The 15,380-nt window shown below is 32.1% G+C and carries 13 protein-coding genes, 2 tRNA genes and 2 pseudogenes; 9 read left to right on the top strand and 8 right to left on the bottom strand.

Annotation, left to right across the window (positions count from 1 at the left end; genetic code table 11):
* Positions 1 to 86 precede the first annotated feature (86 nt).
* The 7 genes and pseudogenes from ONG75_RS07530 to hemF form a co-directional block, all read right to left on the bottom strand.
* Positions 87 to 160, bottom strand: a tRNA-Pro gene (locus tag ONG75_RS07530).
* Between the two features lie 122 nt (positions 161 to 282).
* Positions 283 to 588: pseudogene (locus ONG75_RS07525) on the bottom strand (RsmE family RNA methyltransferase); the annotation flags it as partial.
* Between the two features lie 33 nt (positions 589 to 621).
* On the bottom strand, positions 622 to 1,581 hold the full coding sequence (locus tag ONG75_RS07520; RefSeq protein ID WP_264375556.1) for an IS5 family transposase: 960 nt from the start codon (positions 1,579 to 1,581) through the stop codon (positions 622 to 624).
* 114 nt (positions 1,582 to 1,695) lie between these two features.
* Positions 1,696 to 2,106, bottom strand: a pseudogene (locus ONG75_RS07515) (RsmE family RNA methyltransferase); the annotation flags it as partial.
* Between the two features lie 32 nt (positions 2,107 to 2,138).
* A tRNA-Glu gene (locus tag ONG75_RS07510) sits at positions 2,139 to 2,210 on the bottom strand.
* A gap of 68 nt (positions 2,211 to 2,278) precedes the next feature.
* Complete coding sequence (locus ONG75_RS07505) at positions 2,279 to 3,268, bottom strand: hypothetical protein (RefSeq protein WP_264376154.1); 990 nt, start codon at positions 3,266 to 3,268, stop codon at positions 2,279 to 2,281.
* Between the two features lie 232 nt (positions 3,269 to 3,500).
* Positions 3,501 to 4,325 (bottom strand): oxygen-dependent coproporphyrinogen oxidase, encoded by an 825-nt coding sequence (hemF, locus tag ONG75_RS07500; RefSeq protein WP_264376153.1) that lies wholly within the window; start codon positions 4,323 to 4,325, stop codon positions 3,501 to 3,503.
* Between the two features lie 159 nt (positions 4,326 to 4,484).
* On the opposite strand from hemF, the gene ONG75_RS07495 reads away from it, so the two are divergent.
* The 3 genes from ONG75_RS07495 (at position 4,485) to ONG75_RS07485 (ending at position 8,757) form a co-directional block, all read left to right on the top strand.
* On the top strand, positions 4,485 to 6,965 hold the full coding sequence (locus ONG75_RS07495) for a response regulator (protein WP_064085912.1): 2,481 nt from the start codon (positions 4,485 to 4,487) through the stop codon (positions 6,963 to 6,965).
* Positions 6,966 to 7,051: 86 nt separating this feature from the next.
* Positions 7,052 to 7,894 carry a ParA family protein gene (locus ONG75_RS07490; protein ID WP_264376152.1) on the top strand — a complete coding sequence of 281 codons (843 nt, stop codon included), beginning with the start codon at positions 7,052 to 7,054 and terminating at the stop codon, positions 7,892 to 7,894.
* Positions 7,891 to 8,757 (top strand): ParB/RepB/Spo0J family partition protein, encoded by an 867-nt coding sequence (locus ONG75_RS07485; protein ID WP_264376151.1) that lies wholly within the window; start codon positions 7,891 to 7,893, stop codon positions 8,755 to 8,757. Before ONG75_RS07490 ends, ONG75_RS07485 begins: the two co-directional genes overlap by 4 nt.
* Positions 8,758 to 8,841: 84 nt before the next feature.
* Here the strand turns inward: ONG75_RS07485 and ispD are convergent, their stop codons facing one another.
* Positions 8,842 to 10,047, bottom strand: coding sequence for a 2-C-methyl-D-erythritol 4-phosphate cytidylyltransferase (gene ispD / locus ONG75_RS07480; RefSeq protein ID WP_264376150.1), 1,206 nt, complete (start codon positions 10,045 to 10,047; stop codon positions 8,842 to 8,844).
* Between the two features lie 102 nt (positions 10,048 to 10,149).
* Here ispD and ONG75_RS07935 point away from each other — a divergent pair, with 102 nt between their 5' ends.
* From ONG75_RS07935 to rpsT, 6 genes are all read left to right on the top strand, one after another.
* Positions 10,150 to 11,037, top strand: coding sequence for an alpha/beta hydrolase family protein (locus ONG75_RS07935; RefSeq protein ID WP_236607922.1), 888 nt, complete (start codon positions 10,150 to 10,152; stop codon positions 11,035 to 11,037).
* 49 nt (positions 11,038 to 11,086) lie between these two features.
* Positions 11,087 to 12,160, top strand: coding sequence for an AI-2E family transporter (locus ONG75_RS07465; RefSeq protein ID WP_264375194.1), 1,074 nt, complete (start codon positions 11,087 to 11,089; stop codon positions 12,158 to 12,160).
* 105 nt (positions 12,161 to 12,265) lie between these two features.
* Positions 12,266 to 12,901 (top strand): DnaA ATPase domain-containing protein, encoded by a 636-nt coding sequence (locus ONG75_RS07460; RefSeq protein WP_015588224.1) that lies wholly within the window; start codon positions 12,266 to 12,268, stop codon positions 12,899 to 12,901.
* A gap of 370 nt (positions 12,902 to 13,271) precedes the next feature.
* The gene (locus ONG75_RS07455; RefSeq protein ID WP_010404031.1) at positions 13,272 to 14,258 is read left to right on the top strand and encodes a site-specific tyrosine recombinase; all 987 of its coding nucleotides are present in this window, start codon (positions 13,272 to 13,274) and stop codon (positions 14,256 to 14,258) included.
* Between the two features lie 56 nt (positions 14,259 to 14,314).
* The gene (locus tag ONG75_RS07450) at positions 14,315 to 15,040 is read left to right on the top strand and encodes a lysophospholipid acyltransferase family protein (RefSeq protein WP_029237643.1); all 726 of its coding nucleotides are present in this window, start codon (positions 14,315 to 14,317) and stop codon (positions 15,038 to 15,040) included.
* A gap of 43 nt (positions 15,041 to 15,083) precedes the next feature.
* Entirely contained in the window at positions 15,084 to 15,353 is a 270-nt protein-coding gene (rpsT, locus tag ONG75_RS07445) for a 30S ribosomal protein S20 (protein ID WP_007302369.1), read from the top strand.
* The last annotated feature ends 27 nt before the right edge of the window (positions 15,354 to 15,380 follow it).

Genomic DNA, 15,380 nt, shown 5'->3' with positions numbered 1-15,380 from the left:
TGAAAAAAGCTTCATTCTGCTGTCAATCATTTACTTGCTGATAAAAATTGCTTTTAGGTTACAGTGCTCTTGTAATTTTTCTAATCTCGGGGCGGAGAGATTTGAACTCCCGACCCTTTGGTCCCAAACCAAATGCGCTACCAGGCTGCGCTACGCCCCGACTTCTTTACTAAGAGTATCGATAGTTCGGAAAAATGCAAGTTTCATTTATTTCTTTTAGGAAAAATATAATGCAGATTTCTTTATATAGAGTGTCAAGTTGCACTAGCCATATTAAAAAATCTAGCTATACCAATTGGTGAAGGTTAATGCAGCAACTACAGCAGTATCAACTCTCAAAATTCTTTTTCCTAGACTCAGTTTCTGACAAAATTTATTGGTAGAATCAAGTTCGTAAGATGAAAAACCACCTTCGGGGCCAACAATAATAGCAACGTTTTTCTTGCCTTTTAGAACTTTATTAGGAGGTTGTCCTTCACCTGTTTCATCACACAAAACAAAATTTTTATTCTGGGAATCGGATAATTCACAAAAATTAATAGGAAGAAAAATCTGTGGTATACTTGTCCTACCGGATGGCTTTGTTGCATAGCACTGATAGGCATGTAAATCACAGTGAATTTACGCAGCTAATTTAAATTTAGCCATACCTATATCAGTAAATTTGTTCAATAAGTAGCACTTAATTAACAGCTCTTTTTCACGATTTACCTCTGATTTATTTTTCAAGCCAAACCCAAATATTTGCTTCAACCTATAGAAAAAGACTTCAATATAAGACCGTGCTCCATACTTAACTTTTTTCTTCCATTCATTAATACCATCTTCATAATTCTCATATGACCTAATTCTACTAATATACTTGTTTCTTTCTGATAAGTAGTCAGCTAAACAAATTTTAGTATCCTTCCTAGGGCGAATAATAGGCACAATATTGTATTTTCTGCATTCTTTATACACACTTTTTATATCATAAGCCGCATCTGCTCGAATAGAACAAATGTTATATTTATCACTGACTTCTTCTAACATATCGCAGACCGGCAAATAGTCTACAGCAACACCACTAGTGTAGTTCATGCTTATTGCTTTCTTATCATTTATGTTTAAAACAACATGTAATTTTCTTACTTGACCATAACCACTGTATTTCCTTTTTCGAATATTAAGCTTACTATGCCCACCGTTATTATTGTAGATACTAACTCTAGTGCTATCTACGGCAATTTCAACATTTTCCAGATCATCTTTATTGCTTCTATGGTCATCAATCTTCAAATTAAGCTTTTTAAATCTTCTGGAAGCTTGTGTATAGCTGATAATCTTAAGTTTTTTGCCTATTTGTACCATATAACCTTTTACAAAACCTACAGCTTGTCTCAAGCCAATTCTAAAAAGATGAACTATTATGTGTATTAAAATTACAACTTTATCACTATAAGTGTTATTGCCACCTGCAACTTTTGGACTATTTTCATACCAATTTTCTATGGCTTGATTAACAAAATGAAAAACATTTCCTCTTTTTTTGAGAAACTCGTTATATTCTCTTTGGTTACTTACTCTCATTTTTTGTGGCATAAGTTGTACTTGTTTGAAAAATGCCTATTTTACAACAAAATGCGTTAGTAGCCATATATTAAAAAGCTTTTCTTCTTACAATAACCTCAACCAACACTAGCTATGCAACAAAGCCCTACCGGATTGTTCCGCAGCTTCAATTGCCTGTAATTTCGCTCTACTTAGGTTAATGTTTTTTACTACTGTACGTTCTGTTGAAATAAATTGAATGCAGGTTACTCCCATTTCAGTTGCTTGTCTTACTATGTTGCTTAAGGCGCCGCTTTTTACCAGAGCACAATACAAATATAGATTTTTTTCATGTTGTTGTTGTTTAGTGCGTTCTTTTATTATAATTTTTGTCGATTTACTTGATATATTCACTACTTCTCCTAACCATTCTCCATCCTTTCCATTAAAAAGATAGATGTTATCATGCTTCTTAAGCCGCATTACATTGTAAATATAGTGACTTTGTCGTGGATGAAGAGCCAAACTTACATTTTGTGATAAAGCTTCTTCAACATAAAGCCTAATTTTTTTCATTCAAAACTTTAGTTATTTGCATTCTGTTTGAGTGACTCTTACGGGATTTGAACCCGTGTTACCACCGTGAAAGGGTGGTGTCCTAACCACTAGACGAAAGAGTCGACTTGAATCTAACTGAGTTATATCGATTATACATATAAAGTCAATTCAATTATTTTGAATCACACAGTTAGAGTGATATATCAGTGATTTTATATCGACAGCCTCCTATTACCCCATGTTCAATGCTTACTGAACCTATCTCAGATTTAGGAGCTTTAGATCCTAAATCTAATTTTTGTTCAACTTTTGTATCTGAATCATAGCCAGAATCGTATCCAGAATCTCTACGCTCAAAATTTTGCCTTATTTCTTTTACGTTAAAGCCAGCCTTGGTCTTGATTTGCTGACTCGCTGGCTTATTAGCACTTTGCTCATTTAGTTTTACTTGCAAATTATTCACTTTATCCTGCACTAATCCATGATAAGTCCCAGAATTATCTTTTATATGTTTTGCTTGTCTTTCTGATCTCTTTTTCGATAAATCTACTTTGGCATAAATAGGCTCTGGTTGCTCTTTATGATTTAAGCTAGTGGGCTTTTTTTGCTCTGAGAAATCATCTACATCTTCATAAATAGGTTCTCCTGATATACTAGAATAACCACTATCTTTCAATGATAAATTTTCAGTAGATCTTTTATGCAAATCATATACTTCAGCATAAATGGATTCTTCCGATACGCTCAACTCTTCTAATGAGTTACTAACCTTAGCGTCATATACCTCATCATAAATGGGCTCTTTTAAAAGTAAAATATCATCATGCTCAAAAATTCTAGGAGGTTTTTTAGGTGAGTTGGCCTTAAATTTTAGCTCTACTTCCTCTTTAAGCTTGTCACAACTTTCCGTTTGTTTCAAAATCTCCAATATTTCTTTTCTTTCTTTTTTTATTAGCTCACCAAGCACTAAACAACATTTTTCTTTACGATCTTTGAGACTGTCCTTATCTCCGTACTGCATAGCTTCTGATGCTATTTTGTATTGAAGGATTACATTTCCTATACTATTATTTATTTCATTAATATTTGCTCCAGCACTAATAAGTAACGTCATTACATTATGATCAAGATTTGTTACTGCATACTCTAAAGCTCGATTTAAAGTTTGATCATTATTCAAGTCAAATGACCCCTTGTTCCTAAAAGGATTAATTCTAGAAAAGAGTTTTTCAAAGCTGTTTACTATATTATGAAGACTTAAAGCTAGCCTCACGCCTCTTATATTGCTATTTCTAGCGGATTTAATTAAAAAACTATCTACTATACCCATGATTGTACCCCTCTATATAAAAGCTCACCATTGTGGTACAATTTTAAACTATAACGATTTATTTTATATTAATAACCGCTTTTCACACCCACTTGACAAGAGGCGGCATCGACATCATAATTGCATCGGGGTTACCATTAGTCATTAAACCAAACCTTGTACCACGATCATAAAGAAGATTGAACTCCACATATCTGCCACGTTTTATCAATTGTTCTTCTCGTTGTTCTTTTGTCCAAGATTTTTGCATATGTTTGTGTATGATGTGTAAGTAAATTTCTAAAAAGGCTTCACCTACTGCTTTTGTGAACTCAAAATCATTTTTCCATTTGCCAGAAGTTAGATTGTCATAAAAAATTCCACCAATACCACGTGGCTCTTTTCTATGTTGTAAAAAAAAGTAATCATCACATTGCTTTTTAAATTTCGGATAATATTCGATGTTGAACTCATCGCAAGTTGCTTTAATTGATTCGTGAATATACTTGCAATCTCCCTCATCTTTATAAATTGGAGTAAAGTCCATTCCTCCACCAAACCATTGTTTTGAGGTATATATCAGCCTTGTGTTCATATGTGCTGCAGGGATAAGGGGAGATTGCATGTGAGACACTAAAGATATACCGCTTGCCCAAAACTCTCCATTGCTTTCACTTGCACCAGGAATTTCATTAATGGCTGAGTCTGAGAGCTTTCCGTATACTCTTGAAACGTTTACTCCAACTTTTTCAAAAATATTACCAAAGATAATTGTAGATTCACCACTTCCTCCACCTGGTCGGTTCCACTTTCTTTTTTCGATTTTTGGTTCTGTGAATGACTGTAACTCAATTGATAAGAAAGATTCGGTGATCTTGTTTCTCAGTGCGCAGAACCATTCAAATGCTTGTGTCTTTTGTTTTTCCATAATGCCTTCTGTTGGCTTATTAATATTATTCTACTCTATATTTACAGGAATTAATTAGATTGGGATAGTAACTACCTATCAAGGATGTTAATAAATCTATAATAATTAAATCAATATAGTAGAATATTTTTATATGTGCAAGGATGCCAAGCAATAATAATGAGTAAAAGATACATAGATAACAAAAAAGAGAACAGAGTTGACTTCATACTAAGAAATTATGGGATGTCAATTATTGTGATGGCAGTCATTATGTTCTTACCTCCAATAGCAATATCAGTACTCTATTTTTCTAATGTATATAGTCAGCATGTTAATATAGAGATTAATTTATTAATTAGCATTCTAATGACTCTCTTTGTGGCATATAATATAAAACGTTACAAGTATCTACTTAATATCATAGAGTTTCAAAATGCAATATTTGCAAATGCGCTGAATCATAATACAGAGTTTTGTCTCATTTTACATAAAGATGAGGGTATTATTTATGCTGATGCGAGGTTCTACGAAAGGTTTAAAGATCACATAAACGATGATGTTACGCTAGATAAAATCCTTGAAGCAGGAGATGTGTCAGAAAAAGACAGAAAATCACTCTATCATGCGTTAAGAAATAACACTTCTGTAAAAGTATGCATTTCCTTAAGCAAGAAGAGTAGAATATCTAACTTTCTTTTGCTCTCTGAACCAATACCGGATAATCCACAAATTGCTATAAATAGTAATAAGACTTTAAATTTATCATTAGCCCCAATAGCAAGACCGAATGGGTATTTTGTACTGAAGGCAACACAGGTAAACAAAGAGCAGGTATATGAAGAGTTGATAGAGAAACACAATATAGCAACTTACGTTGCAAATACAAAAGGAGGTATCTTATCTGTAAATAAAAGATTTTTAGACATGTTTGAACTAAAAAAATTGGAAAAAGGTAGCTCAATCAATGATTTTATATCTCAATCTAAGTATGACGATACAATAACCAAAAATGAAATTATGTTTTTTACTATAAGCGGTGCTCCATTTAAGGCTTATATGAGTACTGCTATATTTTGTGATAAATACAATCATAGCTATATACACGGCTTTATAACACCAACTGAATCAAATATTGTTGATTATCAACTACACCCTTGTTTTACAAATTCGTCAATTGCTATTGCACAATGCGACATAAATGGCAATTTTATAAAGAAAAATATAGCATTAGTAAAACTTGCGGGGTCAAATAATGGTTCTATCTTTGCATTGATATCAGATGGTTATCATATGAAAGTGCGTGAATATTTTTCAAGTAATAGGATAAATAATGCGTCCTTTGATGTGCAGCTCAATGGCGGTAATAACATGAAAATATATTTTAATAAGTTTCTTCATAATAAAGTGATGTTCATACTTTGTTATTTTATTGATAATACTGAACGTAAAAAACTAGAGATAAAACTTGAGCATTATCAAAAGGTGCAAGCTATAGGGCAATTAGCAGGTGGTATTGCACATGATTTCAATAATATATTAACCGGAATAATAGGATTTTGTGATTTGCTTTTACTCCAGCACTCAGCTAGCGATCCATCTTTTGGAGATATAATACAGATACAGCAAAATGCAAAACGTGGGTCAAATTTAGTAAGACAACTGCTTGCTTTTTCAAGAAGACAGACTTTGCAGCCAAAGATTATTAATGTAAATGGTACGATAGCTAATCTTTATGAAATGATCAAAAGATTAATAGGTGAAAATATAAAATTTAATATTTATTATGGTAGCGATTTGGGTGCTGTTAGGGCTGACCAAGGACAATTAGAGCAAGTTATGCTTAACTTAGCAGTTAATGCTGGTGCTGCTATGGAAAAGGGGGGAGAGTTAACTATACGAACCTTTAATCAAAAGGTTGATTCATTAAATTCTACACCTCAGGATATGTTTTCTCCAGATAAGGAAACGATTGAACATGGGAATTATGTTGTGATTGAAGTGATTGATACTGGATGTGGAATGACGAGTGATATAATTGAAAAGGCATTTGATCCATTTTTTTCTACCAAAGATATTACTTCTGGTACAGGTCTTGGCCTCTCTACTGTATATGGCATTATTAAACAAACCGAAGGATACATCTATGTTGCTAGCAAAGTGAATCATGGAACTAAATTTAGCATATTTTTGCCCATAGTTTACATATCGGATGAAAATGATAAAGAGGAAGATAGTAAAGAAATAGAGAAACCGGTAGAGATTAAAGGTAATGGTATAATTTTATTAATTGAAGATGAAGATTCAGTAAGGGAATTTACTGCTAAGGCTCTTACAAGAAAAGGATTTAATGTAATAGAAGCGAGTATAGGCAGCGAGGCACTAGAGATCATTAGAAAAAAAAATCAACACATAGATCTAATAATCACTGATGTAATCATGCCAGAGGTGAGTGGTCCAGAAATAGTTAAAGAAACATTGATACATAGGCCAAACATCAAAGTTATTTTTATTTCTGGGTATACAGAGGATGCTTTTTTAAAGAGCGATGAAATCAATATAGAAGACTTCCATTTTTTACCCAAACCATTTACTCTGAATGAGTTAGGAAATAAGGTTCAAAGTGTGTTACACAAGACAAAAAAAGGCAGTTTACTTTGAGCATGATTGGCAACAAAAAAATTTTTCTAATGCAAAAATTTCTTGCATATATACAATAGAGTTATTTTATACATAAGATAAAAGGCGTGAGCAAGATCATTGCAATAGTAAATCAAAAGGGTGGAGTTGGTAAAACTACAACTAGTATAAATTTATCAACAGCCTTTGCTGCTGTGGGAAAAAGTACTTTACTGGTAGATCTTGACCCTCAAGGAAATGCTAGTACAGGACTTGGGATTTCTTATCGTAGCAGGGAAGAAAAAAATATATATAAAATACTGCTGAGCAGCGAAAGTGAATTGGTGGAATCGGCAATTTTCAATATAAAGGAAATTCCAAATCTATCGCTGATTTCATCAGTGGTTGACTTATCAGCTGCAGAAATTGAGCTATCACAACTTGAGCAGGGAAAATTCGTACTAAAAGACACTCTAGAGAAAGTGCGTGATAATTATGAGTACATAATCATCGACTGCCCTCCATCACTTGGTCTGCTTACTATCAATGCTTTGACCGCTGCTAACTCTATTATTGTTCCTCTTCAGTGTGAATTTTTCGCTCTGGAAGGATTGAGCCATTTAGTTAAGACTGTAGAGCTGATAAAAAGAAATAACCTAAACCCTTTCCTGGCAATAGAAGGAATATTGCTCACAATGTATGACAGACGCAACAAACTTAGTGAGCAGATAAAAAATGATATTTGCCAGTATTTAAATGATAAAGTATATAAAACTATCATCCCATTGTATGAGACCATTATTCCACGTAACGTACGGTTATCAGAAGCGCCTTCTCATGGAAAACCTGCTATTGTATATGATCTTAAGTGTCCTGGTGCACAAGCATATATAAGTTTGGCAAAAGAAATTTTAAAGAAACACATGAGCATCTGTAAAGAGAAAAAGCTGATAAGTGAGGGTGCAGCGTGAAGGACAATAGGCGCTTAGGTAGAGGTCTTGCTGGCCTCATAGGCGATAATTATGGTAATAAAGAAGATCGGTTACCTATTTCATTACTACACCCGAGCAAATTTCAGCCGAGAAAATATTTTGATGAGGAGTCATTAAAAGAACTTGCAGGTTCGATAGAGAAAAATGGTATAATACAACCTGTTGTGGTGCGCAAAGATCCAAATAATGAAGGTTATGAAATAGTAGCAGGGGAACGTCGTTGGCGAGCAAGTAAGGTCATAAATCTTGATAGTGTGCCGGTTATCATAAAAGATTTAAATGACAAGGAATGCTTAGAAGTATCGATAATTGAAAACATACAGAGGCAAGATATTAATCCAATAGAAGAAGGTGAGGCGTACAGAAAACTAATAGATGAATTCTCCTATACACACGAAGAATTAGCCTTAACTTTAGGTAAAAGCCGCAGTCACATAACCAATATGATACGAATGCTGTCACTCCCTAATGGAGTAAAAACAATGATCAACGAGAAAAAATTGTCTATGGGTCATGCAAGAGCATTGATTAATGTTGAAAATGCGGAAAGTATTGCAGAAAGAATAGTTTCTCAGGGCCTGAGCGTTAGACAAACTGAAAAATTGATAAAAGACTTACAACAAAATAACGACCGAAAAGAGCATAATTGTACTAAAAATCAAGATATGGCAGCATTAGAAGGAGCTATATCTTCTCAGCTTGGTTTAAAGATCAAAATTAATGACAGTAATTCTAAGGGTAAAGTCATGATACGTTATAACAACTCAAATGAATTGGATTTTATATTGAAAATTTTGAATAGAAGACTTGAATCAGCTATTAATGTCGAAAGTAGCTCATAGAAATTTCTTGACAAACCTTCCCACTTTCCTTGCAATGGAAGTGAAATGGTGGAGTTTGTCAAGTAAGTTATTTCGTTTCTACCTTCAATAAAAATTTGCACGCAATAGCACAGAAGCATACGTTGCTATTCCCTCATTTCTTCCAATAGAACCTAATTTTTCCGCTGTGGTTGCTTTGATATTTACGAATTCATCATTAATTTCTAATATTTTTGATATGAATTCCTTCATTCCTGCTTTGTAAGGCGATATTTTAGGCTCTTCACAAACTATAGTAATATCTAAATTAGACACGCTATATCCTTTTTCCTGTGCTTTTTTAGCAGCAAAGTCAAGAAAATGAGATGAATTGCAATCCTTCCATTTAGAGGAATTAGGAGGAAAATGTTCTCCTATATCGCCACATCCTAGTGCTCCGAGTATTGCATCAACGATTGCATGTATTGCAACATCACCATCGGAATGTGCCTCTATTGCCATATTATGCTCAATTTCCACACCGCAAATTTTTATAAAGCTCTTAGCATCATTTTGAATTTTAACAAATTTATGTATATCATAACCGGTTCCGACACGGAATTTTGGCTCTCCAAAGAGAAGTTTTGCCATATTGATATCCTCTTTTGTAGTTAACTTAAAATTCTTTTTCTCACCTTCAATAATCGCAACATGTTTTTTATGCTCCACCATTAGTGATGAATCATCAGTAAATTCTTTGACTGACTGATGGCACGATAATAATTCTCTGAAATTAAAAATTTGAGGGGTTTGTATGGCTCTAAGTTTTTCTCTTGAAATCGTAGATTCAACGAAATTATTACTCACCAACGATATAGTATCCTCGACTTCTATTGCTGGAACTACTCCTGTATATTGACCATTAATCATAGATTCAATCAAGTTATTTATTAGAATATTTGATACAAAAGGCCTACAAGCATCATGTATAATAACAAAATCTGGATTGATCTTTTGCAAACTCTCCAGTCCAAGTTTAACTGAACTCTGCCTGCTTTTTTCTCCACATACTGGACTCAGCAATTTAGTATCTATAGTTGATGACGTAACTTCTTTATAGAAATCTTTTTGACTTTCATTTACTACCACTCTTATGTAACTTATGTACTGATTAGCTAAGAATTTTCTAATTGTGTGAAATAAAACAGACTTACCTGCCAGTTTTATATACTGTTTAGGGATTTTGGCATTGCATCTACTGCCTACTCCTGCTGCAACTATTAATGCTGCTATCTTGTATTCCTCAAGTCTGTTAGTGTACATGCTTATCATTTTCGTTGTTAATACAAGTTATCTAGCATTTTAAAAAAGTTTGATCCAATTCTCAAAAAAGAATATTCTTTTACTAGGTGTAATATATGTTAGAGGGAAATAATGCACGTTGCTAAGTATAATAAAGAAAATGAGATACATCTTATATTTTTTCATGGAATAGGTGATAATTATAAAAATGCGTCCAGGTATATACAAGATAGATCTACATATCTCCATAGGTCTAATTTCTACACTCATGCACATAAATACCCAATTGCATTTCAAAACTATATAACTTACGCAATAGCTAGTTTCTTATTTTTAGGAATATCCATATTATCACCCGCTCTGATATTATTTACCAACCCAATGACGTCTAGGACAGCGAATTCAGCAATATTAGCAGCTTTGATTTGCACTTTTTTGTCTATATCAATACTCATGATTCCATTTATAAATAAGAATAAAAGCTTATCTCAGTCTTCGATAAAAAAAATCAATGAATTAATGGACAAGGGTGTAAAACCTGAAAACATCATACTTTTCGGCCATTCCTTTGGAGGAGCAGTTGCATCAGAAGTATTAAAATATTTTACAGACAAAAATATTAAACTTGGAGGCGTTATTTTTACTAGCACTTTCAGCTCTTTTCATAATGCAATAAAGCATTTTCCAATTCCTCAAGCAAAAATTTTAAGTGTACTGCCCTCATGCTTATTGAAAAAGATGCTTAAGGTCCTAAATTTAGATTTTGATATAGTAAGCAATATACAAAAGCTACAAAATGATAATATACCAATAGTAGTCATTAATCATGAAAGAGACACCTTAATACCATATCCTGTACAATTGGCAAAGGCAGTAGATGATCTATTGTTAAATAGAAATTCGATTAAGATCGTTAATCTGAGAGGCTTTACAGATAACCCGCATAACGGAGTTTTATCTAGTTGGCAATTGAGTGAAAATTTGGCTGATCTCATGCCTAATAAAATAATGAATAGATAGTACTTACAAAAAACTGTATATTTTTCGGTAAATTAACTATTCTAAACACATGCAAAAACGTCATATAACTATTTGTTGTGTACTGCTTTTCATAATAGGGGCATTATTTTTGATGCGTCCTATGATTGTTCCGTGTCTAATATCTGTTTTTGTTGCACATCTATTTAACCCGCTAGTAACCAAGTTTGAAAAATATAGAATACCACGTTCATGTTCTGTAGTTTTTATAATACTTACCTTATTGATAGCTTTTATATTAGTTATCACATTTGTTTTACCTATTATATATTTTCAAATTACTTTAATATTAAATTTCTTAGTGAATAAGATACCTTCATTAAAGCTTAAAGTGATTCCTTCTGTGCTAGAATTTCTTAATATAAAAACTGAAGATAGTTTATTTGATCACTTGTCTAAAAATCTAGTAGAAAATTACAGTGATTATATATCTTATTTTATAAATGCTCTTAGCATGGGCAGTAATCTTATAATTCAAGTGCTAAATTCAAGCTTTAATTTGATTTACATGGTATCATTAATAGCTATTACGCTTGTGGTGTTTTTTTATGTATTACGTGATTGGCCTGCAATTGTAGAAAAGGCTAATAAACTAATTCCCATTCTTTACAGAGAAAAAGCTGCAGGTTATTTTTCCAAAGTAGATTTCATTATATCTAATTACCTAAAGGGACAGTTAAACGTATGTATAGTCATGATGATCTTTTACTCCGTGGGCCTTAGCATAATTGGGCTGAAGCATTCTGTAGCTATTGGAATTTTATCAGGAACATTAACATTTATACCCTATATAGGGCCATTATTATACACTATTATCGGATTTTTGAGCGCCATTACTCAATTTAGTGGATGGTTTGAAAGTACTGCTGTCTTGCTATTATTTAGTGTTGGTCAATTAATAGACTCAAGCATATTAGTGCCTTTATTAATAGGAAAAAAAGTTCATATACATCCAACTATCATTATTTTAGGAGTTGTCATATGCACCTCATATTTTGGGTTTATAGGTATATTATTTTTTATTCCAATAATAGGAATGTTCAGTGTATTAGTAGAATATGCAGTCAATAAATATTTTGAAAGTGAGCTTTATAAAAATGGCTAATTAGTTCACGATAAAAAGAAAAAGGACCTCTGATACATTTGAGAGATGCAAGTAAATTTTTATGCAAAAATTATTATCAAAAAGTAGTAATGTAAGAGGCTTTACGTGCAATTAAATTTATTTAGCAATAATCAAGTTGATTATTGCTGGCAAAACTATATCACCTTAGACGAAAATAAGCACGTATATAACTCAATAGTTAACGATTTATCTTGGAAATGCCTGATTCTTTTTGGACCTAACAGCTCTGGAAAAACTCACCTTGCTCATATTTGGCAATCAATAAATAATGCAATTTTTATCAATGTGAATAATTTTGTAAGCGAAATTAGGTATAGCGATGCGTTTATTTTAGAGGATGTACAAAACATTAAAGATGAGGAAATGTTGTTACATTGTTATAATTATATGAAAGAAAATGATAAGAGACTGCTAATCACTTCTTCAATTTCACCAAAAAAGCTTAACTTCAAACTAAGAGATTTAAGCTCCCGAATATTGTCAACTACCAGCGTAAAAATTTTGCCTGCAAGCGAGGAATTATTAAGAATTATGCTAATAAAACGATTTTCAGATAAACAGTTAAAAATTGATTTAAAAGTGATTAATTATATTCTAGCAAGAATAGAACGTTCTTTCCACAGCATTAATAAAATTATAGAAAAAATAGATAGTGAATCCATAGGATCAAATGTAACCATTCCTTTTATTAACACTTTATTAAAAAAAAGTCCCAAGTGATTCCTTCTGCTCAAGACATTTGTTATATATATTAAAGATTTATTAATACCCATACAATAATGAAGTTGAAATCACTATCTCTTTATGTTAAAATTATAATAAACGCTATGATGTAATAAGCATAAACAGACATAGCTAAGGGATATTTTATATGATAGTAAAACTTACTTTACAGGATGTTTTTTATAGATTTGATGTTATAATTGAAATATGGTAAAAATAAGATCAAATTTAAAAAAAAGGTTAAAACAAAGGTTTGTAGTACTTACTTTATTGATAAATGTTTTATTTATCTCATATTTTCTTATAAAAAATACAAAAAATACTTTTAATCAAATTATAGTCAAAGAAATAAATATAGGAGCTGATAATGAAAAATAAACAACCACAAAATAAAAAAGAGGATCTTTACATAACGTATTACATAGATACTTTGGTTTCCGAAAAATCCTCTACACAAAATACTTTGGAAAGTTATCGTTCAGATTTACACCAACTTGAAAAATTTTTATTAGAAGGAGGCACTACCTTAGTTGGTGCAAGTAAAGCTAATATTAAAGATTATGTAAACTTTTTACGTACACAAAAGAAATATAAAACTAGCTCTATATCAAGAAAAATATCTGCTATCAAAAATTTCTATAAGTGCCTATTTAATGATGGAATAATAGATTTTAATCCAGCACCGGCTAATGATAATGAATTAAGAAATCCAAAGGTTTCCCGTCCTTTGCCTAAGTATTTAAGTGTTCAAGAAATATTTTTGCTCATGGAAACAGTAAAAAAATCAGCAAGCGGATCGAATAAAGAGATAAGCAGTAAAAGGCTATGTGCAATTTTAGATATTCTTTACTCTTCCGGGATGCGTGTTTCTGAACTAATCAATATGAAGTTATGTGAAGTATCACATTTAGTAAACAGTAATGGTAAGGAAGGCTACATAATAATAAAGGGAAAAAGTGGCAGAGAAAGGCAAATCTTTTTTAATCAACAAGCATTGCAAAGCCTTAAAGATTATTTATCAATTCGTGACAATCTGCTCCCTAACAACAAAAAATCTGATTGGCTATTCCCAGGTGATAAACCTAATAAACCAATTACAAGGCAAAGAGTTGGTCAATTAATAAAGGAATTAGCAAGAAAGTGCGATATTGATGAAAATAAAATCTCTCCACATGTGATTAGGCATTCTCTTGCTACCCATCTACTGAATAGCGGAGCAAATATTGTGCTGATACAAAAAATTCTTGGCCATACTAATCTTTCTACAACACAAATATATACTCATATTGCTAACGAAAAGTTAAAGGACAAATTAGCTGATTCTCATCCTATTACTCAGATGATCAATAATTAAACTTATTGCTTTTAGTTTTGTAGTAAAGTTAAATTCAAATAAGTTTACGTGTGTTTGTGATTGCAAGTTTATTATTTAATTTACTCCTTATATTATGGGAAGTATTCTATACTTTAATTACTCTCCCTGTAATTTTCTTTCCTGAGTGTGTAATAACCATTTTCCTTGTTTGCTCGGTGAGAGTTGTATTATTCATGTTGCGTTTATTATGTGGCATTAAATATGAAGTGAGGGGAATGGAAAACATTCCTAAGCAACCTTTTATAATTGCATCTAAACACCAATCTCCATTTGAAACATTTATTTTTATACTACTCTTTAGAAAAGCAGTTTTTATTTTAAAACGTGAATTGAAATGGATTCCATTCATTGGTTTGCATCTCATGGCATTAAAAATGATTTTTATTAACCGCTCAGATGGTATTAGTTCTGTGCGTCATATCATGAAATTAGCAAAAGTGTGTATAAAAGAAAATAGAGGCATAATAATATTTCCTGAAGGTACAAGAACAACTATAAACCAAAATATAAAATATCAATCGGGTATTGCTGCTTTATATAGCGTATTATCTGTTCCTGTGTTACCGATTGCTTTAAACACTGGTTTGTTTTGGCCAAAAAGCATACTTTCTCTGAGAAAGAATCCCGGAAAGGCGGTAATAGAAATATTACCTCCCATATATCCTGGGTTAAACAAAAATGAATTCTTGCAAAGTTTAGAAAAAATCATTGAAGAAAGAAGTAGTAGATTAATTGCAGAAAAAACTGATATTGCAAATTAACAAAAAAACTTTATAATTAAAAGAAAAGTACAGGTATTAATATATGGCAAATCATAAGAGTGCTAAAAAAATGATGAAGGTAATAGCAAAGCGTACTTTAGTAAATAAGATGCGAAAAAGCAAAACTCGTACTGCTATTAGAAGATTAGTTGATATAATCAAGTCTGGTGATAAAGAGAATGTTGTCTTGGCATTTCGGAATGCTGAATCCAATTTACACAAATGTGTAAATAAAGGTGTCATTCATAGGAATACCGCTGCGCGTAAAATAAGTCGCTTAAATGCAAAAGTAAAAGCATTGATGACCGCTTAATACGGTTAATGTAAAGTTAGCTGTATT

Origin of the sequence: Wolbachia endosymbiont (group B) of Sphaerophoria taeniata (assembly GCF_947179355.1) — a bacterium.
Taxonomy (GTDB): domain Bacteria; phylum Pseudomonadota; class Alphaproteobacteria; order Rickettsiales; family Anaplasmataceae; genus Wolbachia.
The sequence above is the reverse complement of the archived record's forward strand: the minus strand, read 5'-3'. Positions and strand labels throughout refer to the sequence as shown.